A 22,060-nucleotide genomic window follows, 5' to 3' on the forward strand; every position below is an offset into this window, starting at 1 on the left:
CCGCGGCTTTGCGGCAAAATGTCCCAAGAGGTTGAATACCGTCCCACAGCTGGGTAATTATTCGCCGCATGATTCTCCTGGCTGCACCCTGATCCCCCGTGGGCCCGGTTATTGACTACCTGCTGGCGTCCCTGGTGGTGATCAGCATTGTCCTTGCGGGGGCAAACTATCTCGCGTATCGCCTGTTCGAGAGACCTCGCCACGCCCTGATGTGGGCGGTGGCCTTTTCCCTGGCGGCCCTGCAATACCTCATCAACCTGCTGCGCGAGGCGCTGCCCTCGAACGACTTCTACTGGCAGAGCGCCAACATGGTGTCTTTCGCGCTGGTGCTGTTTGCCCTGTGGGGCCACAGCGAGCGGCTCAGGCTGCACACCGACTGGCGCAACTTGCTGGCCTGTTTTGCCGGGCTGTCGCTGCTGTCGGCGGTGTTCATCCTGTGGGTTCCGATGGACAACCTGCGCACCGCCCTGGCGCCGGGCTTTGCCTGCCTGGCCATGATCCACATTGCCCTGGCCCTGGTGCGCAGCACCCGGGAGCCGCGCCTGGCCCAGGTGGTGGCGGCGGTCATTCACCTGCTGTTTGGCCTGACCCAGGGGCTGGCGGCGGCGATTGCCCTGAACCTGAACAGCGACGCCCGGGAGCAGATGGTCCAGCTCTACACCGCGGTGAATTTCGGGCTGATGCCCACCCTGTTTATTGCCCTTGGCATCTCCGTCATCTTCCTGCTGGCCACCGACCTCGCCAGCCGCCTGAGTACCATGGCGCTGGTGGATTCCCTCACCGGCCTCAACAACCGGCGCGGCTACATGCAGGCCACCGAGGGGCTGTGGGCCCGCTGCCGCCGGGCCGATAAACCGCTGTCGCTGATGATTGCGGATCTCGACTACTTCAAACGCATCAACGACCGCTACGGCCACTCCATGGGCGACCGGGCGCTGCAGCATTTTGCCCGCATTCTGCGTGAATCGGTGCGGGTGGAGGATGCCCTCGGGCGCATAGGGGGCGAGGAATTTGCGGTCACCTTCGGCGAGATGAGCAGCGCCGAGGCCGAGGCCATTGCCCTGCGTTTTCGCGCCGCCCTGGCGCGCCAGCCCCTGCGCTTTGGCAGTGTTGAGCTGGAACTGCGGGCCAGCTTTGGCATTGCCGAGTGGCGCGACAAGGACGACCTGGCCTCCCTGCTCAAGCGCGCCGATGTTGCCCTGTACGATGCCAAGGCCGCCGGGCGCGATGTGGTGATGGTGTCCGGTGCGCGCAGCCTGGTGGGTATGGCATCCAACGGCTGAACACGCTACGGTAAGCCGGCTACACCACACCATACTAATAATCCTCGGGGTGCCTCATGTCCTCTGCGTTACGCCAGTTCAAACACCGTTTCCTGATCGGCTTGATGAAGGTTTTTGCCGGCCTTGGCCCCGCCGCCGCCTACCTGGCCTTTGCCGGCAAGGGCAGCGCTGCCCAGCTGTGCCGCCACATCGCCCGCAGCGGGGCCCGGCGGGTGCTGGTGGTCACCGACAAACCCCTGCGCGATTTGGGCATTGCCGACAAGGTAGTGCAGGAACTGCAGGCCGCCGGTGTCGACCTGGCCTGGTACGACGGCGTGATGCCCGACCCCACCTTCGACCACGTGGCCGAGGGTGTGAAAGCGCTGAAGGCCCACGGCAGCGACGCGGTGCTGGCCATTGGCGGCGGCTCTTCCATCGACGCGGCAAAAATCATCGCGGCCTCGGCCTGCAACGATGAAGACCCCCGCCAGTGGGTGGGCCTTGGCAAAGTGCGCTTTGAGGTGATGCCCATCTACGCCGTGCCCACCACCTCGGGCACCGGCTCGGAAGCCACCATGGGGGCCGTTATCTCGGACCCGGTAACCCACGAAAAAAGCATTATTTCCGGCGCCACCCTGCTGCCGAGCGCGGCGGCGCTGGATTGCGAACTGACCGCCGGCATGCCCGCGCCGATTACCGCCGCCACCGGCATGGATGCCTTGACCCACGCCATCGAGGCCTACATCTGCACCTGGGACCGGGGCACCCGGCTGGCCCATTCAAGCGCGGCCATCAAGCTGATTTTCGAGCACCTGGAGACCGCGGTGAACGACGGCGCCAACAGCGAGGCCCGGGAGGCCATGTCCACCGCCGCCTACTATGCCGGCATCGCCATCAACCAGGTGAACGTGGGCAATGTGCACGCCATTGCCCACCAGCTGGGCGGCAAGTATGGCATTCCACATGGCATGGCCAATGCCCTGGTGCTGCCCCACGTGCTGGAATTCTGCCGCGAAGAGGCCCAGGACTCACTGGCCCGGCTGGCGGTGCTGATCGGGGTTGGCCGCGAGGGGGATTCCCCGGCGCAGCTGACCGAGGCCTTCATCCAGGCCGTTAGGGATCTGCGCGCCAGGGTCGGCATCCCCGAGCGCTCCGACAAAATCCAGGCCGGTGACTACGACTACCTCTGCAACCTCGCCATGGCGGAGTGCGAAAACTACCCGGTGCCGCGCCTGCTGGATCGCGAGAACACCCTGGCCATCCTGGCCAACATCACTGCCTGAGGCCCTGCCCGCCCCGCCGCAGGTGGGGCGATGAGCATTAAGTACGTTTCTTATTTGTAAATAATTATCATTTGCACTATAACTTCCTGAGGAACCACCGGCACCGCCAGCGCAGTGCCGGGCTGGGTGTGGACGGCTTTTGGTACGGATGGCAGGTAATGGCGCAATACCCGCGGCGAAAGGTAACCCGGTGGCGGTCGGCCCTCGGCTGGCTCACCGTGCTCTGCGGGGTGATGGTGCTGTACGCCTGGAGCTGGACGCTCGTCCTTTAACGGTACCGGTTCACTAGTACAGGTTGTTCTTGTAGTCGTGGGCGAGTCCTTTCTCCATCAGTCCCGGTACCGAGGTGGCTACCCGCGTCAGCGTTGCCGCCAGCCCGCGCGATTTGTTCAGTTTGACGTGGGCTTTGAAAATGGCGGCGGCGTCAATGTCCGCTGGTGGCGGCCCGGCCGGCCATAGGCTGGCCCGCTGCAGGGCGGCGCTGGGTCGTAAGGTTGCCCGCCAGTCGCTGATCCTGGTGACCAGGTGGGGAACCCTGCCCTGCACGGCGAAGCCCTCGCTCACTGATTGATCCGTGGTGATGGTGGCGGTGCCGCTGAGTTCTACCACCTGTGTGCTGCCGGGCACCAGGGCCAGCAAGGCGACAGCCGGGCGCGACAAAATATTGCGGAAACTGTCGATACGGCGATTGCCGGGGCGATCGGGGTACCAGACGGCACCGCGATGCTCGGCCAGCAGGGCACCAGCGGGGTCGCCTTTGGGGCTGAGGTCCGCCCTGCCTTCACTGTCGATGGTGGCCAGTGCCATGAAGCGACTGGCGGCGAGAAAACCGCTTTCGTCCTGGGGCGCGGGTGGTGTGTCCCCGGGCTGCCAGAATGCCGAGCGCATCAGCGCCTTGGCGCAGTGCAGATAGCACTCATCGACCCGGACTTCCAACCACCCATCGGTGACGGCGCTGATGCGGCCGTTGACCCGCAGTGTTTCATTCATCCCCGGCAGCAGGAACAGGGAGCCAAAGGGCTGCCCGCTGTCGGGGGTGACGCCCTCGTCGAAGGCATCCAGCGGGACGCGCAGGCGCTGTGGATTGGAGGCATCGGCAAAGCCCGGGTCGCCACCGGCGAGGCCGATCGCAACACCTTCCGTCCCGCCCAGCCCGGCGAACAGCAGCGGCGAGCGGGCAATCCAGCGCTGGGCGTGCTTGTCCATGTAGTCAATGACTTTCAGGTCCCGCGGGCCGGGCAGCTTGCCCACCCGCTCCTGTACCGCCTTGAGTTGCGTCAGTTCGTCTGTCACGGCGTGCTCCTTGTTACCCAGCCTGCGGCCAGTAGCAGTATGCCAATCATAAGGTAGGGCGCGCCCACGGAAACACTGTAGATCAGCGTCCCGGCGAGCGGCCCCGCAACGGCGCCGAGCCCCTGCATGGCGCTGACAGTGCCCGCTGCTACACCCTGTTCGTGAGCGTCAACGGCGTTGGCCGCCAGGGCGGAGACCGACGGATAGACCCAGCCCATGCCGGCGGCGGCAATGCCATAGCACAGCCACAGGCTCCAGCTGTCGCTGCTGAAGGCGGCGCAGACAAAGCCCAGGGCGGCGACGCTCGCGCCGGCGCGAATCAGGCGCAGCGGGGGCCAGTTGAGCCAGCGCAGCACGCTCTGCGAAATCACCAGTGCCACGCCCACCACGGTCAGGGCGATGCCGGCCGCCTGTGCCGCGGCGCCCGCGCTGAGCCCGAGGCGGTCCAGGGCGTAAAACCCCACCGTAACCTGGGCGATGGTCACACTGAAGGCGGCCACAAAGGCCAGCAGTGCGCTCTGGCGCAGGCGCGGGTCGGCCAGGCGCGGCGGGGCCGTGGTGGCGGGGGCGCGCTGTTCCTGCCGGGGCAGTATCCACCACAGGGCGAACAGCGCCAGCACCGGCATCACAGCGGTGATGTACAGCGGCACACTCAGCCCCATGGGTGCCAGCAGGCCGACAAAGCCAGGCCCCAGCACCATGCCGGCACCACTGGCGGCACCGATCGCCGCCATGGCGCCGGCGCGCCGGGCGGGTTCAACGTGGTCGGCCACCAGCGCCGCCGCCGTGGCCGGCACTGCCGCGTAGAACAGGCCCACCAGGCCGCGCCCCAGCACCAATCCGGCAAAGGCCAGCCACGCCGGTAGCGCAGTGCCCAGGGCGTAGTCGATGAACAGGCAGAGCAGGAAGTAGCACAGCGCAAAACCGCTGAGGCCGGCCAGTATCACCGGGCGGCGTCCGCGTCGGTCGCTGAGGCCGCCCCACCAACGGGCCGCGGCAATCCAGGTGAGCCCGCCCGCCGTCACCGTGACCCCGATGTGCCAGGGTTGCAGCGACAGGGTGTGCGCCACCGGCCCCACCAGGGCCACAAAGGCCATGATGGCCATAGTGCAGGTGAAGGTTTCAAACATCAGTGGCGCCAAGCTGAAGGGGCGGGCGCCGGTGGCGGCTGCCGTGCCAATGGCGGTGGGCGTTTCGGGCCCGTCGGCGCGGGGCAGTGTTTGGTCCATGGTCGGTCTCGTCCGGGTTTGAGGTGGCCGAAGGCGGGCAACGGCGTGAATGTGGCCAATTTGTAGGCCGGCACTTGCTTGTAGGGTGAATATAATCTAAAAGATAATAATTATCATTTGCGAATTTGGCAGGGAGGTGGGTATGGACGAGCAATGGAAGCAAACCATCGTTTCGGGCAACAAGGCCTACGCTCAGCAGGACCACCTGAATGCCGAGCGGCACTACCTGCAGGCCTGCGAGCAGGCCGAGCAGCTGCTGCTGGCCTGGCGCGACGTTGAATGCGCCACGGCGGCGGTGGCGGTGAGCTACCAGAACCTGGCGGACCTGTATTTCACCCAGTCGCGGATCAACGCGGGTATCACCGCCTACCGGCGCCTGCAGGATTTACTGCTGGATTTCCGCCACGGTCGCGGGCGCAGCCTTGAGGCGCGCAGGGCCGCCGAGTGCGCCATCCGCAGGCTGGGGGCGGAAATTCTCTACAAGCTGAAGCGGCTGGGCCAGCTGTCGAGCGCATCGCGGCAACGGCTGGAAGCGCTGGCACAAAAAACCCAATTGGCAACATCACACCACGAGGAGGTTACATGCCATTGAAACACGTTGAACACGGCGTTCTTGGGGCGCTGACACTGGCCTTGGCGCCGGTGCTGCAGGCCCACCCGGGGCATGACCACGGGCACTGGTTCAGCCCCACGGTGCACGCCCTGACCCTGCTGGCCGTGGGTTTGGTGGCGGCCCTTGCGGTGCGCGCGCTGCGCAAGCGCGGCGCACGACAATCACAGGGAAAATAGGGAGCACACCATGTTGCTGCATACGCTGATACGGCGCCTGGAGGCGCACAACGCTCTGCCCACGCTGGCGGCACACTGCGATATTCCGTGCAAAATCTACGATCCGATCTCGGCGCAACTGGCGGCCTTGAGTGTGATCCGTTTCATGGACCTGATTGCCGAGCTTGCGGCAAAAGACAGCCTGAGCCTGGCCGACCAGGCCCAGCTCAGCCGGCTGGTGACGGAAAAGGAAACCCACGCCGAGAAGGCCAAGCACGAGGTGCGGGTGATCTGGGGGGACTATTTCAAGCAGCCGCAGTTCGAGAAATTCCCTGACACCCACGCGTTGGTACACAGCATCATGCTGGCGGGTTCGGCCTGTAAACAGGGGCTGGAGCGCGATAAGGGCGTCAAGTTGCTGGAACTGATCAACCAGTTTGCCGAGGCTTTCTGGACCACCAAGGACGTGGCGACCTTTACCGCCACCTGCCCCTATCCGCCGGCGGAGGCGGTGGTTTACCCCAAGCTGGATTAGCGCCATGCCCCTGCGGCTGTTTCGCGTAACGGGGCACAGCATGTGCCCCTATCTCAATGACGGCGACTACGTGGTCACCCGTCGCTGTACGGCTGACGCCCTGCGTGAAGGTGACGTGATCGCTGTGGCACACCAGCGCCTGGGGCCGATCATCAAGCGTATCGCCGCCATTCAGGCGGGCCATACCCTGCAACTGGCCGGCGACAACAGCGCCGCCAGCACGGCCAGCGAGTGTATCGGGGCGGTGCCCGGCGCCAGCGTGCTGGGCCGGGTGGTCTGGCGCATCCGTCGTTAGAACTCCGCCGATACCTCCACGCCCATGGCGCGCGGATCGCCGATGAAAGCCGAGTTGGCGTTGCTGATGCCGGTGAGATATTCCTCGTCGAACAGGTTGTTGGCATAGGCACTGACGCGGACGTGGCCGAAGTCGTAGCCGACCTTGGCATCCACGACAAAGCTGCTGTCGACTTCGAGGTCGTCGGCGTTATCGACACTCCGGTAGAAGCTGTCCGTGTAACTGGAAGCCAGACTGGCGAAGAAGCCGGAGTCGTGGCGATATTCGCCGCCCAGTGAGGCGGTGACCTCGGGTGCTTCGGAGTACTGGTTGCCCTCGCAGCTACCGTTGATGCAGTCCTCTGCGGGAAAATCCCCCAACTCGGTTTCCAGCAGGCCCAGGGAGCCATAGATGCGCAGCCCGTTGTCGAAGGCGTACTGGGCTTCAATTTCGGCGCCCCAGGATTCGGAGTCACCGGCGTTCAGGGTATTCGTCAGGGGTGCGAAATCCGGGTTGGTTACGGTGATTTGCTGATCGGTGTAATCGTTGTAGAACACGTTGGCGCCCAGCAGCAAGCGATTATTCAGCGCGGAAATGCGATAGGCGATTTCATAGGCCCAGACAAATTCCGGATCGACATCAACCAGCCCCCCTTCGCTTCCCAGGCGGCGCTCGGCAAAGCCCTGGCGGTAGCCGCGACTGGCGGTAGCGGCCAGGGTCTGGTTGTCGGTGATATCCAGGGACAGTCCGGCCTTGGGCAGGAACACATCAAAGCCGGATTCCAGGTCGTATTGGCTGCCGCCGCTCAGTGCCGATTCGATATCGGCCTGGTTGCGTACGGTGTCATCCTGGTAGCGGCCGCCGAACAACAGCGATAGTGAATCCGTCAGGCGATAGCGGAAGTCGGCGTAGGCCGCCCAGGTTTCGGTGCTGTTGTCGAAGGTGCCATCCTGCACAGGGAAGGCCTGGTAGTACAGGATGTAGGATTCGGAATGCTGGTCAAAGTCGCCATAGAACAGGCCGGCGACGCCGGTGAGGCCGGCGATTTCCTCGTTCATCTCCAGTCGGAATTCCTGCATGAAGTCGCCGTCCATGCGGTTGTCCTGGCGGAAGAACACATCCGCGGCCGAGGGCACGCTGGTGATTTCCAGGTCGGTATCGTTGTAGCCGGTGATTGAGCGCAGCACCATGCCGTTGCCCAGCGCGTAGCCGATGTCGAGGTTGTAGTTCTGCAGGTTCATCTCGCGCTTTTCCGCGAACTGGGAGCTGGCGGCGAACTCGCGGTCGTAGAAGTCGGGGCCGGAAACCGGCGACGAAGCGGGCGCATCGAAGATGTCGCTGACGGTGAGCAGCACTTCCAGCCCATCCAGGCTTTTGGGCGTGTACAGCAGCTTGCCGCGGATATTGTGGTACTCGTCTTCGGCGAAAATTTCATTGGCCGGGTCGGTAAAGTCGATGTCGGCGGTTTTCTCCGCGTACTCGCCGCTCAGGCGGAAAGCCAGCTGATCCTTGATAAGGGGCATGGACACCGCGCCGGCCACTTCCTTGCGCTCCAACTCGCCATACAGCGCGCGGAACTTGTACTCGGGCTCAAAGGTTGGGTCCTGGGTTTTGATGTTCACCGTACCGGCCAGTGCATTGCGGCCCTGGGTGGTGCCCTGGGGGCCGCGGTGTACTTCCAACTGCTCCACGTCCCACAGGCCGCGGGAGCCGCGCTTGAGACCCTCCGCTGACTGGGTGACGCCGTCGATTACCACGGAAATCAGTGCCGCCGAGTTGGAGGGCTGGGTAACGCCATCGGCGTTCAGGCCGCGAATGGCGATGCTCTTGCTGCCGGCGCCCTGGGAGAAGGCGCGCACATTGGCCAGGCGCTTGTAGGCGTCGCTGGTGTCGGCGATGTCGTAGCCGTCCAGGTCCTCCGCGGTGACAATGCCCACGCTGCTGAAGGTCTCAAGATAGGGGCGCTTGAGCTTCTCGCCGTACACCAGGATATGTTCCAGGCGCTCGTCCGTATCGCCGGTGGCACTGCGGGCACCAGCGTCGGCGTCGCTCTGTGCCAGGACGGTGCCCGACAGGCCCAGTGAGCCGATCAGGGCGGGTAGGAGTTTACGGCGCCAGCGGCGGCCTTGGGTAGGGTCGGGCATGGGGTGCTCCTGCTACGGGATAAGGGCTATTGTCTGCAAAGTGGAGAAGTGTGGTGGCGCCGGATGGTAAATGACAAGCGTTATCAGTCCGTTTGGCATTATGCACGCTCCAGGGTCCGGGCGTCCGCGCGCAGGGGCGGTGCCGCCGGTGCGACACACCAGATGCTGTCGATGGGCGCCCGGTGAATGCGCTGCGCTGTGCGTCGCGCCAGCAGGGCCAGCACCCCGGCGCCGAGTGCCGCCACAACATCCACAATGAGGCCGCCGTCGCGGTGATTCCAGCTGAGCCCCGGCAGCGCCAGAGCCGCCAGGCTGGCCAGCGGTATGAGGCCGGTGGCCAGGGCCGCGGCGCGCAACAGCTCAACGGCGCCGTTTGCGGTGCCGCGCAGAAAAGCCCAGCCGATGCAGGCGCAGAACACCAGATAATAGATAACCGTGTGCCAGTGGCCGATGGGTGACACCAGCGCCGGCAGCACCTTGGCGGCGGCAATGCTGGTGGAAATACCGGCTACGCAGCCCAGCGCCACCCCCACGGTCAGCGGCCCCAGAAAACGCGCCGACGGGCGCTGCACGGCCGTTTCGGTGGCTGCTTTCTTCTGCTTTTTGCGCCGGGTTTCCAGCCACAGCAGGTTGCCGGTGTAAAACAGCACAGCGCCGCCCAAGCCCAGGAAGAAATAGGCCCAGCGTACTGTGTTACCGCCGTAGGAGCCGAAGTGCAGGGTAAAAAAGCTGGTGAGGGTAGCGCCCCAGCCATCTTGCATGCCGGGCATGTAGTCAGTCGCCACGATATCGCCGCTGTACGGGTCAAGCCCTACCACCCCGCCGTCGGGTGAGCGGTTGCCGTAGCGGGGGTTGCTGCCAAACACCATCAGGGAGGGACCCTGCCTCGGCGCTGTACTGATTATCATGCGCTGGGGCTGGAATTCGGGTTGCTGCTCGCGCATACGTGCCACCAGCGCTGCCGGTGACAGCCTGGCGCCGGTATTTTCCGCGCTGCCTGCTTCGCGGGAAGGCTGGGTGAGGGCGTTTTCTCCGCGGTACACCAGGGCTTCCTGAGCGTCGTAGATCTGGTCGTGGAAGGCGAAGATGACCGATGTCAGCGCCATGATGAGGTGAAAGGGAAGGCTGAAAATGCCGAGCAGGTTGTGGAAGTCCAGCCACAACCGCTTCAGGTTCTTGCCCAGCCGAAAGGCGAACAGATCTTTCACCAGGGTCGGAACAAGTACGATCACCCCGGACACCAACGCCACCCCGTAAAGCAGGGCAACGGCGCCCATGATGGGCATGGCGATCTCGTGGGGCAGCATCAGGCCCACCTGGCGGTGCAGATCGTCCACCAGCTGCGATACCGGCGAGGCGCCGCTCTCGCCAACCACCAGGCTGCCATCGGCGGTGAGGTTGGCGTGCATGAATTGCGGCGGGTCGTGGTCGTGGGCGTCGGGGTTGGGCAATTGCCAAGACATCCGCGCCGGGAACTGGGCATTGGGCTGGAACACAATCTGGTAGCCGTCGCGGGCGTCCGGGTAGTCGGCCAGCACGCGGTCGATCAGTTGCTGGGTGTCCTGCAGTGGCGTGGGCGCGCCGAAGGGTGAGGGCGGCGAGGCCCAGTGCTGCAGGGGCTTTTCGAACATGGTGATGGCGCCGGCATAGAAGGCAATAAACAGCAGCAGGCCGCTAACGATGCCGGTCCAGGTGTGTACGTCTTTGTAGAGTTTGATGATGTCACTGCGCATGCGATGTGCCTGTGCGTTAGGGGTGGGCCCGCTTGTGTGATGGCCCGTCAGGCGGGCGGAAAGTGCAGTTGGGCGGCCACGGCGACTAGATGACCAACAGGCCCCAGGCCAGCAGGTTTGCAGCGCCCAGAACAAGCCAGGCCTGGGCGGTGGAGCGGAACAGGAAGCAGGTGCTGAGAATGGTCACCAGCAACGGCGACACCATCCACATGGTGAACTGGTGCTGCAGGCTGTAGGGCGTGGTGCCTTGCAGGCCGTAGCGCACCAGCAGGCCGCCAAGGCTGAGGGCCAGCAGAAAGCCCAGTATGAGGCCGGCGCTGGCCTTGCCGAGCCAGTCGTGGCTGCTGTAACGAAAGGGCTTCATGCGGCGCCCCCCGACCGGTGGCGCAGGTAGGCAACTGCCAGTGGCGGCAGCGACCACAGCAGCATCAGCGCTGTCAGCAGAAGAAATACCGAGGTGGCCGATCCGAAGTATCGGTTCAGCAGATAGAAGCTGACACCTACCAGGGCACAGCCAGACAGGGCGAGGGTGCGGGCCGGCAGGGTGCGCGTGGTCAGTTTCTGGTGCGGGCTGGCCAGGTACAGGCCGAGGGCCGCGGCGATCAGGCAGGCAAGGGTGGCCAGCGCCAACAGGGTGTTCACAGCAATGTCTCCGGGTTTGGCGCAGCCTGGCACCGGGCCGGGCGCTTGCCAGCGCGGGCCGGGCCGGGGCGGCTGCAACGGCGGCAAATTATCGCACTCGCATACATGATATTGCAATTGCATCTGATTCTCATTTATATTCTCGCGCCTGAACTGTCAGCCGCTGCGCCAGCAGCACAAGGCACCAGGGGGGTGCCCGGCGTGGTGGACACCTGCAATGCCTGAGCAACCGGGCAATTACCACGAGGCACATCCCATGGAGAACCGTTACCCAAACAACGTACCGCGCCGGGCACCGTCCGCGCTTGCCGTGGCCGTCAGCGCCGCACTGGCCGCGGGGGGCGCATTGGCCCAGGACCAAGACACCCGCGACGAGGAGCGCGCGGTGTTGGAGCACATCCTGGTCATTGGGGAGAAAACCGAGCGCTCGTTGCGCGACACCACGTCCTCGGTGTCGGTGATCAGTGAGGAGGCCCTGAACTCCCTGCAGAACTACACGGTCAACGGCGTGCTGTCGGAGGTGCCCAACGTGGTGGTGACCACCGGCACGGTGCCCAACATCCGTGGTGTCACCGGCAACGGCTCCGCCGGCGGCTTCAACTCCATCACCGGTGGCGCCAAGGCCCGTGTTTCCACGCTGATCGACGGGGTGGCGGAGCCCTTCGTGGCCGACCTCACCGGTGATTCGGGCATCTGGGACATCGAACAGATCGAGGTCTATCGCGGTCCGCAGTCCACCAGCAATGGCCGCAACAGCATTGGCGGCATGGTGTACATCAAGACCAACGACCCGGACCTCAGCGCGTGGGACGGCGCGGCGCGGGTTGGCTATCGCGACCAGGAGCGCTACCTCGACACCGCCGCCATGCTCAACGCGCCGCTGATCGACGATACACTGGGCCTGCGGGTGAGTGCCGAGAGCCTGGATGCCCAGACCCTCACCGACACCAGCGGCTTTGACAGCAACCCGCCGGACTACGACCCTAACGAAATCGACACCTGGCGGCTGAAGACCAAGCTGCTGTGGGCGCCCACGGCGGACTTCAGCGCACTGCTGACCTACTCCAGCAACAACGAGCAGGGTGATACCGGGCGCGTGTTCTATAGCGCCGATGACCCCTTCGAGTACAAGCGGACTTTCTTCCGCAACATCGACACCCAGTCCGACACGGTGAGCCTGCGGCTGGACTATCGCCTCAACGACTACGTCTCCTTCGACATTCTGGCCGCCACCATGGACTACGAGTGGGGCTTTGAGGGTTACGAGGCCGACCCGGCGCTGGAGCAGGATCTCATCTTCGATGAATCGAACGTGACGGTGGATGCCAAGATGAACCTCGGCCGGTCCGGCGATACTTTTAGTGGCTTTGTCGGCTTGTTCTACTTTGAACGCGAGCAGGACTTTGACAGCACCGGCGGCGTGCTTTACCAGGGCAACGACGAGAGCGACTCCAAGGCGGTGTACGGCGAGCTCACCTATGCCCTCACCGAGCGCTGGCGCCTGACCGGCGGCCTGCGAGTGGAGCAAGAGCAGCAGGATCGCTACTTCAACTACACCTCCCAGGGGTTGGAAAGCGTGCTGGAGAACGACAAGACACTCACCCTGCCCAAGCTGGTTGTGCAGTACGACCTGACCGATGACACCACCGTGGGCCTCAGCGCGCGCAAGGGTTACAACGCCCCCGGCGGCGCCTTTGCCTTTATTTCAAGCAATTACTACCTGTTCGACGAGGAAGAGGTGTACACCTACGAGGCCACCCTGCGCAGCGCCTTCGCTGATGGCAACGCCACCTTGAGCGCCAACCTGTTCTACAACGATTACGAAGGCTACCAGGCGCTCAATTCCGCGCGGGAAATCACCAACATGGAAGAGGTGGAAACCTACGGCCTCGAACTGCAGGCGCGCGCCCTGCTGTGGCAGAACCTGGAAGTCACCGCCGGCCTTGGCCTGCTGGAAACCGAGATCACCGAGCCTGGCGCCAGCTATGCCGCCGTTACCGGCAATGATCTCAGCACCGCGCCCAACGTGACTGGCAACGTGGGCCTGTATTACCACTTCAGCGACAGCTTCAGCGCTGGCCTGTTCGCCCAGTACGTGGACGAGTACTACGGTGATTTGGAAAACACCGAAGAGCGCAAAGCCGGCGATTACACCCTGGCGCGCCTGACGGCCAACTACAGCGGCAGTGCTTGGACCATCTCTGCCTACGTCAACAACCTGTTCGATGAAGAAGCATTCACTGTGCGCGAACCCCCGGGGCGCGGTTCTCCCGACGGCCTGGTGGGTATTGTTACCCCACGCACCGTGGGCTTTACCGTAACCTTCGACTTCCTCTGAAGCGCTCGCGCTCCACCTGGTTCCCTGCCGGGTGGAGTCATTTTCCCGCCCTGTTACTTGCAGTGGTAATTCCCACGAATGTGCCTACTGGCCTGCCTATGGGCGGGATTTCCGTTTTTTGAGAATCTGTCAGGCCGCAGGCTCACCGGCACCGGCCCGGGAAATTTCAGCGGCTTTAACCCTGCCTGTACCACGCCTGGCCGATGGCGGATACGCGATAGCTAGCGTGTGTACGTCAATGCGTTAAAAACCGCCAGCCATGCGCTCCCGCGGCCGCGCCGAGTACAGTAACCAGCGACAGGGCGAGCAGAAACAGATGTACCCAATGCAGAATCGCAAAAGCGAGATCCGGATCGTAGGCGGCCAAGCGAGGAAAATGGCGCCGCAGTAGCAGCGGTTCGCCCACGAACAGGACGAACACGAACAACAGCCAGATGCTGACCATGGCGTGCATCCACCAGAAATCGCCATCGCCGAAACGCGGCCAGAGCTGCATTCTTATGATGAGATAGAAGCCGCTGATGCCCACCACCAGCACCGCGGCGCGTGCAATCCACACAAAACGGTGCTCGATGACATGGAAGGCGGCAAGTTTGTCATCACCTAACTGGCCGCGCCGCACAGCGGGCAAAATCACGGTGGTGGCCATGAACACCCCGCCGATCCAGATAACCACGCCGAGCACATGCAGGGCCCGCATCAGCAGTAAGTCGTTCATTGCATCTCTCCCCGCCAGTTGCGGACATTCATCGCCAGCATGACACTGGGGTGCCGCCGCGTCTTTGCGCTGGCGCAACCCGTTGGTGATCCTCTCCGGGCCGGGCCGGGCGGGGCGGGGGCCGTTACTAACGGGGCGGCGATTCTTGCGCGATACGAGTAAGGGCGGCGAGATCCTTGATGACGATCCGGCGTTCAAGGCTGACCAGTAGGCCATTGCTTTCCCAGGCCGCCAGGGTGCGGCTGGCGCTGTGCAGGGTAGTGCCGGTGATTTCGGCCAGATCCTTGCGGCGCAGGGGGATGTCGATGGCGGTCATACTGTCGCGCGGGCTGCCGGCCTGCTTCGCCAGCCGCAGCAGGGCACTGGCGATGCGCCGTTCCAGGCTCAGGCTGGCCAATTCGTTGAGGCGGGTCTGCACTTCCGCCAGGCGCGCGCCAATGGTGCGGATGATGTTGATCGCGATCCGTGGGTGCTGGTCTATCAGCCGCAGCAAATCGGCTTCGCTCCAACTCAGCACCGTCGAGGCCTCCATGGCTTCGGCGTCGGCCGGGTATTTCCTGTCGCAGAACATCGGCACGGCGCCGAAGATTTCGCCGGGAATGATAAAGCGATTGACCGATTGTCTCCCGTCAATGCCAGCCTGAACGATACGCAGGCTTCCGGCCATCAGTGCGTAGGCTCGCTTTGCCTCGCCACCCTGCCTGAAGACGAGCGTGCCGGGTGCTACTGCCTGCGTCCGGGTGGTTTTGCAAATATCGCTGATACCCTCCCCTGCCACACCTTCGAACAAGGCCGTTGCCGCGATGAAGTCGTGTAAGTCTTGCTGTTCGCGATGGTTCACGGATCGACTCTACCCTGTGCAACGCTCTGCCTGAGCGGGGGAACTGAGCTGACAGTTTTTGGTTGCTGTTGAAAAGTGCGCGCTTGTTTGCGCCAGCGCAAACAGCAAGCGAGTGCTGATGGTATATGGTAATGATTCTCAATGCCAATTGGTGGAGGGCAGAATTACCATGCGTTTACCGAACCCCACAACGGCAAGCAAGGCCCATCCTTTGCGGTGCCAATCTCGCCTGGCGGCCCTTTACGGAGTGCTCGGCGCAAGCGTCCTGACACTGCCCGACGTTGCGTTGGCACAGTCGGCGACCCCGGGCTCGACAGTCATCGAAGAGGTCGTGGTGGTCGGCCAGCGGGGCGAGGCCGCGCGGCGCCTGGAGTCACTGGCAGGGGGCGCCGATATCGTCCTCACCAGCGAAATACCCGTCACCGCCAACCTGACCCTGTCTCGTGCGCTGGCCGCCACGCCCGGGGTTATCGTGCAGGACTTCTTCGGCGGCAACGACCAGCCGCGAGTGCAGGTGCGCGGATCCGGGTTGCAGCAAAACCCAGTGGAGCGCGGCATCCTGATGCTGGAAAACGGGCTGCCGATCAATCGCGCCGATGGTTCCTACGTGATCGGTCTCGGCAACCCCGCCCAGGCCGAATCGATAGAAGTCTACCGCGGCTACCTGGCCAACCGCTTGGGAGCGACGGTGCTTGGTGGTGCACTGAACTTCATCTCACCGACCGGCACCAGTGCGCCGGGTGGGAAATTCGCGCTCAGCGGTGGCAGTTTTGGGCAGGTGAGTGCCCTCGGCCAGTACGGCCTGGATGCCGGTTCCTACGATGCCCTGTTGCAGGCGGACGTCAGTCAGCGCGACGGTTACCGTGACTATAACGCATCGGAGCGCTATCGCCTGGGTGGCAATATCGGCAAGCAATTGAACGACAATATCAGTGTGCGCCTGTTTGGTAGCTACACGGATCTGGACTTTGATGTCGCCGGGCCGTTGACATGGGATCTGCTCCGGGACGACCCGGAATCGGTCTACGAGGGCCCCACCGTAACCCCCATCGGGCTGGCCAATCCCGGCCCCGATGTTATTCGCGACCGGCCGCGGCGCGCCGTTGAACAGTTGCTGCTGGGTGGGCGTGCCAGCGGGCGTTTCGGCGCCAATATCGTCGACCTGTCACTGGGCTACGGCCACGGTGACGACAGCTTCCGCTTCCCGATCTCCGCTGGCCTGCGCGAGACTGAGAGCGATGATTTGAGCGCCGTGTTGCGTTATGCCTACAAGCCTGACGAAAGCCGCGCGCTACCGCTACTGGAAGTTACCGTGCAGCATTTCACCGGCTCGGCGGATCGCGATTACTACATCAATCTTTCGGGTGAGAAAGGGCCCCATATCGGTGCCAACGAACTGGATGCCGACACCACCTCCCTGAACCTCGGCCTGCATATCCCCCTCGGCGCATCCCTGACGCTGTCGCCTTCGGTAGCCTATTCGCACGCCACCCGGGAAAATCGCGATGTCTTCGGTGATGCGACCCGCCCCACCGCCTCCTACCATCCGATGAGCCCTGACAGCCGGCTGCCGGACGGCGCTGTACCCACCGTCGCCAACAGCTACGACTACAGCTACTCGGGCTGGAGCCCGGCCCTCGCCTTGAGTTGGCAGGTCAACCCCCGGCACCTGCTGTTTGTAGCGTACAGCCGCGCGTTCGAACCGCCCACCCACGACGACCTGTTGGCCACGGTCAATGGTACGCCTTTTAGCAGTGCCGGCCGCCCCGCGCCACCGGCGCCCAACTTGCCGGCGGCGGCGTTCGCAACGCCGGATCTCGACGCTCAGAGCGCCGATACCCTGGAGGCGGGTTGGCGCGGCAGCGCGGGCATGTTTCGCTGGGATGCCACGCTGTATTACTCCCGGGTCGACAATGAGCTGCTTAGCCTGCGCGACTTGAGTGGCGTCGCACTGGCGGCGGCCAATGCCGACAAGACCATCCATGCCGGCGCGGAAATTTCCCTGCAGGCGCAGCTCGGTTCGCGCCTGCAGGGGCGCCTGGTCTACAACCACCAGAAGTTCGAGTTCGACGGCGACCGGCTGCGTGGGAACAACCGGCTTGCCGGTGCGCCAAGCGACTGGCTGAACCTCAACGCAGACTACCGCATCACCCACAACTGGTCCCTTGGCGCCAACCTGCGCTGGATGATGAAGGATTACCCGCTGGATAACTACAACACGCTGGACAACGAAGAGTATGCCGTTTTCGACCTGCGCAGTGATTACCGGCTCAATGATCGTACCGCCTTCTTCGTCGAAGCCGCCAATGTCTTCGACGAGAACTACGCCTCGTCTACCTTGATTGTAGACCAGGCACGGCCTGACCAAGCCGCCTATCTACCCGGCGACGGGCGCGGCTTTTTCGCAGGCATAGAGCTGCTCTTCTAACAACATGAGGAAATGACGATGAAAACACCGCTTAACGCCATTCTGCTGGCCCTGACACTGACCACCACCGCGACGGTCATGGCTGAGTCGAAACCGATCCTCTTCGACCAGCTCCAGTACGATACTGTGCATGAAGTGGCCGAACGTAGCATTCTTGCCATCGACAGCGAGCAGCGGCCGATGGTGGCCGTCCTTCGGCTCAGCGATGGCGATTTTCTGCCGCCGCACGGCGCTGGCGGTGGACTGCGCTTGCTGACGGTGCTCTCTGGCAATCTCTCTTGGGGTGAAGGCACCAAAGTGGACCCGGCGATGGAGCGGGTCTACCCCGCCGGCACCATTCTCGAAGTGCCGGCTGAGGGCGGCGAGCACTGGGCTGCGGCCCGGGATGGAGATGTCATGTTACAGGTAGTATTCGTTCGCAACGGCGCGCTGGCACCGGGGGCGACCGGGGAATAACACGTATGCCGGGATGCTTGTTCAATGTCCGTGCGCACGCACTGCAAAAACGCCCTCAATGCCACTTGGGGGAGTTTTCCTGCAGGGTCAAGGTCAGGGCCAATTCCCCCGACGGGCCCTGACAGATCGGCCACCTGATTGCTTTTTAAAACACCGTGGCACCCGATTCGGCGTCGTTCACCGCATCGCGCATAAAGCCGAACAGTTCCCGGCCGGTGCCGTAGTCGCTGTGGTGGGGCGGGCGCGCGGCGTGGCTGCGCTGGGCCCACTCATCAGCCGGCACCAAAGCTTCCAGGGTGCCGGCGCTGGCATCCAGGCGCACCACGTCGCCATCGCGCAGCTTGCCGATGGGGCCGCCCGCCAGGGCCTCCGGCGTCAGGTGAATGGCCGCCGGCACCTTGCCGGAGGCGCCGGACATGCGGCCATCGGTCACCAGCGCCACCTTGTGGCCCCGGTCCTGCAGCACACCGAGGAAGGGGGTGAGCTTGTGCAGCTCCGGCATGCCGTTGGCCCGCGGCCCCTGGAAGCGCACCACCGCCACCACGTCGTGGTCCAACTCGCCGGCCTCGAAGGCAATGCGCAGGTCGTCCTGCTCGGTGAAAATGCGCGCCGGGGCCTCGACGGTGTGGTGCTCTTCCGCCACGGCGGAAACCTTGATCACCGCGCGGCCGAGGTTGCCATCCAGCAGGCGCAGGCCGCCCTCGCGCTGGAAGGGCGCGCTGGCCGGGCGCAGCACTTCGGTGTCGGCGCTCTCGCGCACGCCTGGCACATGGGTCAGGCGGCCCTCCTGCAGGCGCGGCTCGTAAGTGTAGTGGTGCAGGCCCTTGCCCCACACCGTGTTGACATCCTCATGCATCAGGCCGGCGTCTAGCAGGGTGCGAATTACAAAGGCGCTGCCGCCGGCGGCGTGAAAGTGGTTCACGTCGGCGCTGCCGTTGGGGTACACCCGGGCGATCAGCGGCACAATGGCCGACAACTCGCTGAAGTCCTGCCAGTCGATGATGATGCCGGCGTTGCGCGCCACCGCAATCCAGTGAATGGCGTGGTTGGTGGAGCCGCCGGTAGCCAGCAGGGCAACGATGGCATTGACGATACACTGCTCGTCCACCACCTCGGCCATCGGCGTGTACTCCTTGCCAAGGGCGGTGATTCTGCACAGGCGCTCGGTGGCCGCGGTGGTCAGCTGCTCGCGCAGTTCGGTGCCGGGGTTTTCAAAGGCGGCGCCGGGCACGTGCAGGCCCATCGCTTCCAGCAGCATCTGGTTGCTGTTGGCGGTGCCGTAAAAGGTGCAGGTGCCCTGGCCGTGGTAGGCCTGGCTCTCGGCTTCCAGCAGCTTGTCGCGCCCCACCTTGCCCTCGGCAAACTGCTGGCGCACGGCGGCCTTTTCTTTGTTGGACAGGCCCGAGGTCATCGGCCCGGCGGGCACGAAGATCACCGGCAAATGGCCGAAGGGCAGGGCGCCCATCAACAGGCCCGGCACAATCTTGTCGCACACGCCCAGGCACAGGGCGCCGTCGAACATGTTGTGGGACAGGGCAATGGCGGTGGCGCCGGCAATAATGTCGCGGGAGAACAGGCTCAGCTCCATGCCTGGCGTGCCCTGGGTGACCCCGTCGCACATGGCGGGCACCCCGCCTGCCACTTGGGCGGTGCAGCCAACAGCGTGGGCGGCGCGCTTGATCTGGTCCGGATACACGCCCAGCGGCTGGTGGGCCGAGAGCATGTCGTTGTAGGCGTTGACGATGCCGATGTTCGCCGCCTCGGTCAGCTTGAGGCTCTGCTTGTCGCTCTCGCCGCAGGCGGCAAAGCCGTGGGCCAGGTTGGAGCAGGGCAGGCCCCCGCGCAGGGGGCCTGTGCCGCGCATTTCCTGCATGCGCGCCAGGTAGGCGCGGCGGGAATTGGCGCTGCGTTCAACAATGCGTGCGGTGATATCTGCAAGTTGTGTGTTGGTCATGGTGCCCACCAGATAGACAGCGGTGTTGTGGATTGTCTCTGCACGGCGGCGACCGGGTAGCCCCGGCTCAGCGCCTCCCCTAGCACGGCTTTTTTCTCTGCGCCGGTTATGTGGAGGATGACTTCCGTGCTGTTCAGTACCGCCGGCAGGGTCAGGGTCATGCGTGCATGGGGTGCGGTCACCGGCTCGGTGGCGGCCACCAGCTCGGTACCGTCGGCGTCCAGCAGGCGCGGCAGGTTGGCGGCCTGGGGGAACCAGGAGGCGGTGTGGCCGTCGCTGCCCATGCCCAGCACCACGGCGCTGAAGGGGCGGGGCAGGGCGGCAATGCGCGCGGCGGCCTCGCCTTCGCCCTCGCTGGCCCGGGGGTGGGGCGTTTTCAGCCCGCTGAGCCGGGCCCTGCTGGCCGGGCCGCTGAGCAGGTGCTCGCGCAGCAGGCGTTCGTTGGAGTCCGGATGGCTTGTATCCACCCAGCGCTCGTCCACCAGGGTCAGGTGCACAGCGCTCCAGTTGAGCGTCTGCTGCGCCAGTGCCTGCAGCATCGGGGTGGGCGTGCTGCCGCCAGACAGCGCCAGGCTGGCCGCGCCCCGGGCGTCAATATCCGTGCGCAGCCGGGCGGCCAGGTGTTCGGCCAGCGCAACGGCCAGCGCTTCATGGCTGTCGAAGGTGTGCCACTGCGGTTTCATGCCGGGGTCTGTTGGCTCACTCATACCAGCTCCTGTCGTCGCGTGCGGTCAGCGCGGTTGAGGCGTTGGGGCCCATGGTGCCGGAGTTGTAGGACTTTACCGGCATGGCGGTTTCTTCCCAGGCCTCGATGATGGTGTCAATCCAGCGCCAGGCGGTTTCCACTTCGTCGCGGCGCATGAACAGGGTCTGGTCGCCGTTGATGGCGTCCAGCAGCAGTCGTTCGTAGGCGTCGTAGCTGTCGTCATCGTCGTTGCGATCGTCGGTCAGCTGCAACTCCACCGGCTGCAGGCGCAGGTTGCGGGTGAGGCCGGGTTTTTTGTTCAGGGTGTGCATGGTGATGGTTTCGTCCGGCTGCAGGCGAATCACCAGCTTGTTGGTCAGCTCGTTGGGGTCGTTGGCAAACAGCGAGAAGGGCTGCTTCTTGAACTCGATGACAATCTCCGAGTAGCGCCGGCTTAAGCGCTTGCCGGTGCGCAGGTAAAAGGGCACGCCGGCCCAGCGCCAGTTGTTGATGGTGGCCTTCAGGGCCACGAAGGTCTCGGTGTTTTCCGCGTCCTTGTACTCCGCCTCCTCCAAAAAGCCCTTTACCGCCTGGCCGCCCACGGCGCCGGCGTCGTAGCGCCCGCGCACGGTGCAGGCCTTGACGTTGGCGGCGGTGATGGGCTGCAGGCAGCGCAGCACTTTCATCTTCTCGTCGCGTATGTCGCTGGCGTCCAGGCTGGCGGGGGGTTCCATGGCAACAATCGACAGCACCTGCAGCAGGTGGTTTTGCACCATGTCGCGCAGGGCGCCGGTTTTGGCGTAGTAGCTGCCGCGGCCCTCCACGCCGATCTCCTCGGCCACGGTGATCTGCACGTTGTCGACAAAGGTGTTCTTCCACACCGGGTGCAGCAGGGGGTTGCCAAAGCGCACCGCCAGCAGGTTCTGCACTGTTTCCTTGCCGAGGTAGTGGTCGATGCGGAAGGTGGATTCTTCGCTGAACACCCTGGCCACATCCTCGTTGATGGCGCGGCAGGATTCGAGGTCGTGGCCGAGGGGCTTTTCCAGCACCACGCGGCTGTGGCTGTTGATGGCCCCGGCCCTGTCCAGGTGCTGGCAGATGGTGCCGTAGAGCGAGGGCAGGGTGGCCAGGTAGTAAAGCCGGATCGGCGCCCCGCCTTCGTTCAGCAGCGCGGCCAGGTCGGCGTAGTCGTTGTTGTCGTCGGCCTCTACCTGAACGTAGTGCAGGCTGTCGCGAAAGCGCGACCAGTAAGCCTCGTTCCAGTGATTATCCGCCAGAAAGCGGCGCAGGTTGCCCTCGGCCTCGGTGCGGAAGGTGGGGGTGTCCATTTCGCCGCGGCCGGTGGCAATGATGCGCCCGATGCGCTCGGCCAGGCCGTGGCGGTGTAACTGGTACAGCGCCGGCAACAGCTTGCGGGTGGAGAGGTCTCCGGTGCCGCCAAAAATAACCAAATCAACCAACTGACTCATACACGTCA

Annotated in this window: 20 protein-coding genes; 9 read left to right on the forward strand and 11 right to left on the reverse strand. The window is 64.3% G+C overall.

Translation table 11 applies throughout. From position 1 onward, the window contains the following. The first annotated feature begins 98 nt into the window (after nt 1-98). Together DDZ17_RS16955 and DDZ17_RS16960 are read left to right on the forward strand one after the other, a co-directional pair. Nucleotides 99-1,283, forward strand: coding sequence for a GGDEF domain-containing protein (locus DDZ17_RS16955; RefSeq protein WP_116368148.1), 1,185 nt, complete (start codon nt 99-101; stop codon nt 1,281-1,283). A 56-nt stretch (nt 1,284-1,339) separates the two neighbouring features. After that, nucleotides 1,340-2,545 (forward strand): iron-containing alcohol dehydrogenase, encoded by a 1,206-nt coding sequence (locus DDZ17_RS16960; protein ID WP_116368149.1) that lies wholly within the window; start codon nt 1,340-1,342, stop codon nt 2,543-2,545. Between the two features lie 285 nt (nt 2,546-2,830). Here the strand turns inward: DDZ17_RS16960 and DDZ17_RS16965 are convergent, their stop codons facing one another. After that, on the reverse strand, nt 2,831-3,838 hold the full coding sequence (locus tag DDZ17_RS16965) for a pyridoxamine 5'-phosphate oxidase family protein (RefSeq protein WP_116368150.1): 1,008 nt from the start codon (nt 3,836-3,838) through the stop codon (nt 2,831-2,833). After that, nucleotides 3,835-5,067, reverse strand: a complete 1,233-nt coding sequence (locus tag DDZ17_RS16970) for an MFS transporter (protein WP_116368151.1) — start codon at nt 5,065-5,067, stop codon at nt 3,835-3,837. The genes DDZ17_RS16965 and DDZ17_RS16970 overlap by 4 nt, the downstream gene beginning before the upstream one ends. Nucleotides 5,068-5,209: 142 nt before the next feature. Between DDZ17_RS16970 and DDZ17_RS16975 the strand changes: the two genes are divergently transcribed. The 4 genes from DDZ17_RS16975 to DDZ17_RS16990 are packed head-to-tail and all read left to right on the forward strand — an operon-like array spanning nt 5,210 to nt 6,665. Then, nucleotides 5,210-5,659, forward strand: coding sequence for a hypothetical protein (locus DDZ17_RS16975; RefSeq protein WP_116368152.1), 450 nt, complete (start codon nt 5,210-5,212; stop codon nt 5,657-5,659). Continuing rightward, entirely contained in the window at nt 5,650-5,856 is a 207-nt protein-coding gene (locus DDZ17_RS16980; RefSeq protein WP_116368153.1) for a hypothetical protein, read from the forward strand. Before DDZ17_RS16975 ends, DDZ17_RS16980 begins: the two co-directional genes overlap by 10 nt. Before the next feature lie 10 nt (nt 5,857-5,866). Beyond that, nucleotides 5,867-6,370, forward strand: a complete 504-nt coding sequence (gene sodN, locus DDZ17_RS16985) for a superoxide dismutase, Ni (RefSeq protein WP_116368154.1) — start codon at nt 5,867-5,869, stop codon at nt 6,368-6,370. Nucleotides 6,371-6,374: 4 nt separating this feature from the next. Beyond that, on the forward strand, nt 6,375-6,665 hold the full coding sequence (locus tag DDZ17_RS16990) for a S26 family signal peptidase (protein WP_116368155.1): 291 nt from the start codon (nt 6,375-6,377) through the stop codon (nt 6,663-6,665). On the opposite strand, the gene DDZ17_RS16995 is transcribed toward DDZ17_RS16990, so the two are convergent. The 4 genes from DDZ17_RS16995 to DDZ17_RS17010 all read right to left on the reverse strand — a co-directional run bounded on the left by DDZ17_RS16995 (nt 6,662) and on the right by DDZ17_RS17010 (nt 11,163). Continuing rightward, complete coding sequence (locus DDZ17_RS16995) at nt 6,662-8,788, reverse strand: TonB-dependent receptor (RefSeq protein WP_116368156.1); 2,127 nt, start codon at nt 8,786-8,788, stop codon at nt 6,662-6,664. The two genes, DDZ17_RS16990 and DDZ17_RS16995, sit on opposite strands and share 4 nt — an antisense overlap. Nucleotides 8,789-8,886: 98 nt before the next feature. Then, nucleotides 8,887-10,521: a PepSY-associated TM helix domain-containing protein gene (locus DDZ17_RS17000; RefSeq protein ID WP_116368157.1), complete on the reverse strand. Its 1,635-nt coding sequence runs from the start codon at nt 10,519-10,521 to the stop codon at nt 8,887-8,889. A gap of 85 nt (nt 10,522-10,606) precedes the next feature. Next, entirely contained in the window at nt 10,607-10,885 is a 279-nt protein-coding gene (locus DDZ17_RS17005; RefSeq protein WP_116368158.1) for a hypothetical protein, read from the reverse strand. Then, the gene (locus tag DDZ17_RS17010; protein WP_116368159.1) at nt 10,882-11,163 is read right to left on the reverse strand and encodes a hypothetical protein; all 282 of its coding nucleotides are present in this window, start codon (nt 11,161-11,163) and stop codon (nt 10,882-10,884) included. The genes DDZ17_RS17005 and DDZ17_RS17010 overlap by 4 nt, the downstream gene beginning before the upstream one ends. 217 nt (nt 11,164-11,380) lie before the next feature. Between DDZ17_RS17010 and DDZ17_RS17015 the strand changes: the two genes are divergently transcribed. Next, the gene (locus DDZ17_RS17015; RefSeq protein WP_206613574.1) at nt 11,381-13,501 is read left to right on the forward strand and encodes a TonB-dependent receptor; all 2,121 of its coding nucleotides are present in this window, start codon (nt 11,381-11,383) and stop codon (nt 13,499-13,501) included. 235 nt (nt 13,502-13,736) lie between these two features. On the opposite strand, the gene DDZ17_RS17020 is transcribed toward DDZ17_RS17015, so the two are convergent. Next, nucleotides 13,737-14,219 carry a hypothetical protein gene (locus DDZ17_RS17020; protein ID WP_116368161.1) on the reverse strand — a complete coding sequence of 161 codons (483 nt, stop codon included), beginning with the start codon at nt 14,217-14,219 and terminating at the stop codon, nt 13,737-13,739. Nucleotides 14,220-14,346: 127 nt separating this feature from the next. Further along, a complete protein-coding gene (locus DDZ17_RS17025) occupies nt 14,347-15,060 on the reverse strand; it encodes a Crp/Fnr family transcriptional regulator (RefSeq protein ID WP_206613575.1) in 714 nt (237 codons plus the stop codon). Between the two features lie 247 nt (nt 15,061-15,307). Here DDZ17_RS17025 and DDZ17_RS17030 point away from each other — a divergent pair, with 247 nt between their 5' ends. Both DDZ17_RS17030 and DDZ17_RS17035 read left to right on the forward strand, forming a co-directional pair. Continuing rightward, nucleotides 15,308-17,488, forward strand: coding sequence for a TonB-dependent receptor family protein (locus DDZ17_RS17030; protein WP_206613576.1), 2,181 nt, complete (start codon nt 15,308-15,310; stop codon nt 17,486-17,488). An 18-nt stretch (nt 17,489-17,506) separates the two neighbouring features. Next, nucleotides 17,507-17,944 (forward strand): cupin domain-containing protein, encoded by a 438-nt coding sequence (locus tag DDZ17_RS17035; RefSeq protein ID WP_157976699.1) that lies wholly within the window; start codon nt 17,507-17,509, stop codon nt 17,942-17,944. 145 nt (nt 17,945-18,089) lie between these two features. Here the strand turns inward: DDZ17_RS17035 and edd are convergent, their stop codons facing one another. The 3 genes from edd to zwf are packed head-to-tail and all read right to left on the reverse strand — an operon-like array spanning nt 18,090 to nt 22,052. Further along, complete coding sequence (edd, locus tag DDZ17_RS17040) at nt 18,090-19,898, reverse strand: phosphogluconate dehydratase (protein ID WP_116368163.1); 1,809 nt, start codon at nt 19,896-19,898, stop codon at nt 18,090-18,092. Then, a complete protein-coding gene (gene pgl, locus DDZ17_RS17045; protein ID WP_116368164.1) occupies nt 19,895-20,605 on the reverse strand; it encodes a 6-phosphogluconolactonase in 711 nt (236 codons plus the stop codon). Before pgl ends, edd begins: the two co-directional genes overlap by 4 nt. Beyond that, a complete protein-coding gene (gene zwf / locus DDZ17_RS17050) occupies nt 20,598-22,052 on the reverse strand; it encodes a glucose-6-phosphate dehydrogenase (protein WP_116368165.1) in 1,455 nt (484 codons plus the stop codon). Before zwf ends, pgl begins: the two co-directional genes overlap by 8 nt. Nucleotides 22,053-22,060: the final 8 nt, after the last annotated feature.

The organism is Parahaliea mediterranea (assembly GCF_003402235.1).
In the GTDB taxonomy this organism is placed as follows: Bacteria; Pseudomonadota; Gammaproteobacteria; order Pseudomonadales; family Halieaceae; genus Parahaliea; species Parahaliea mediterranea.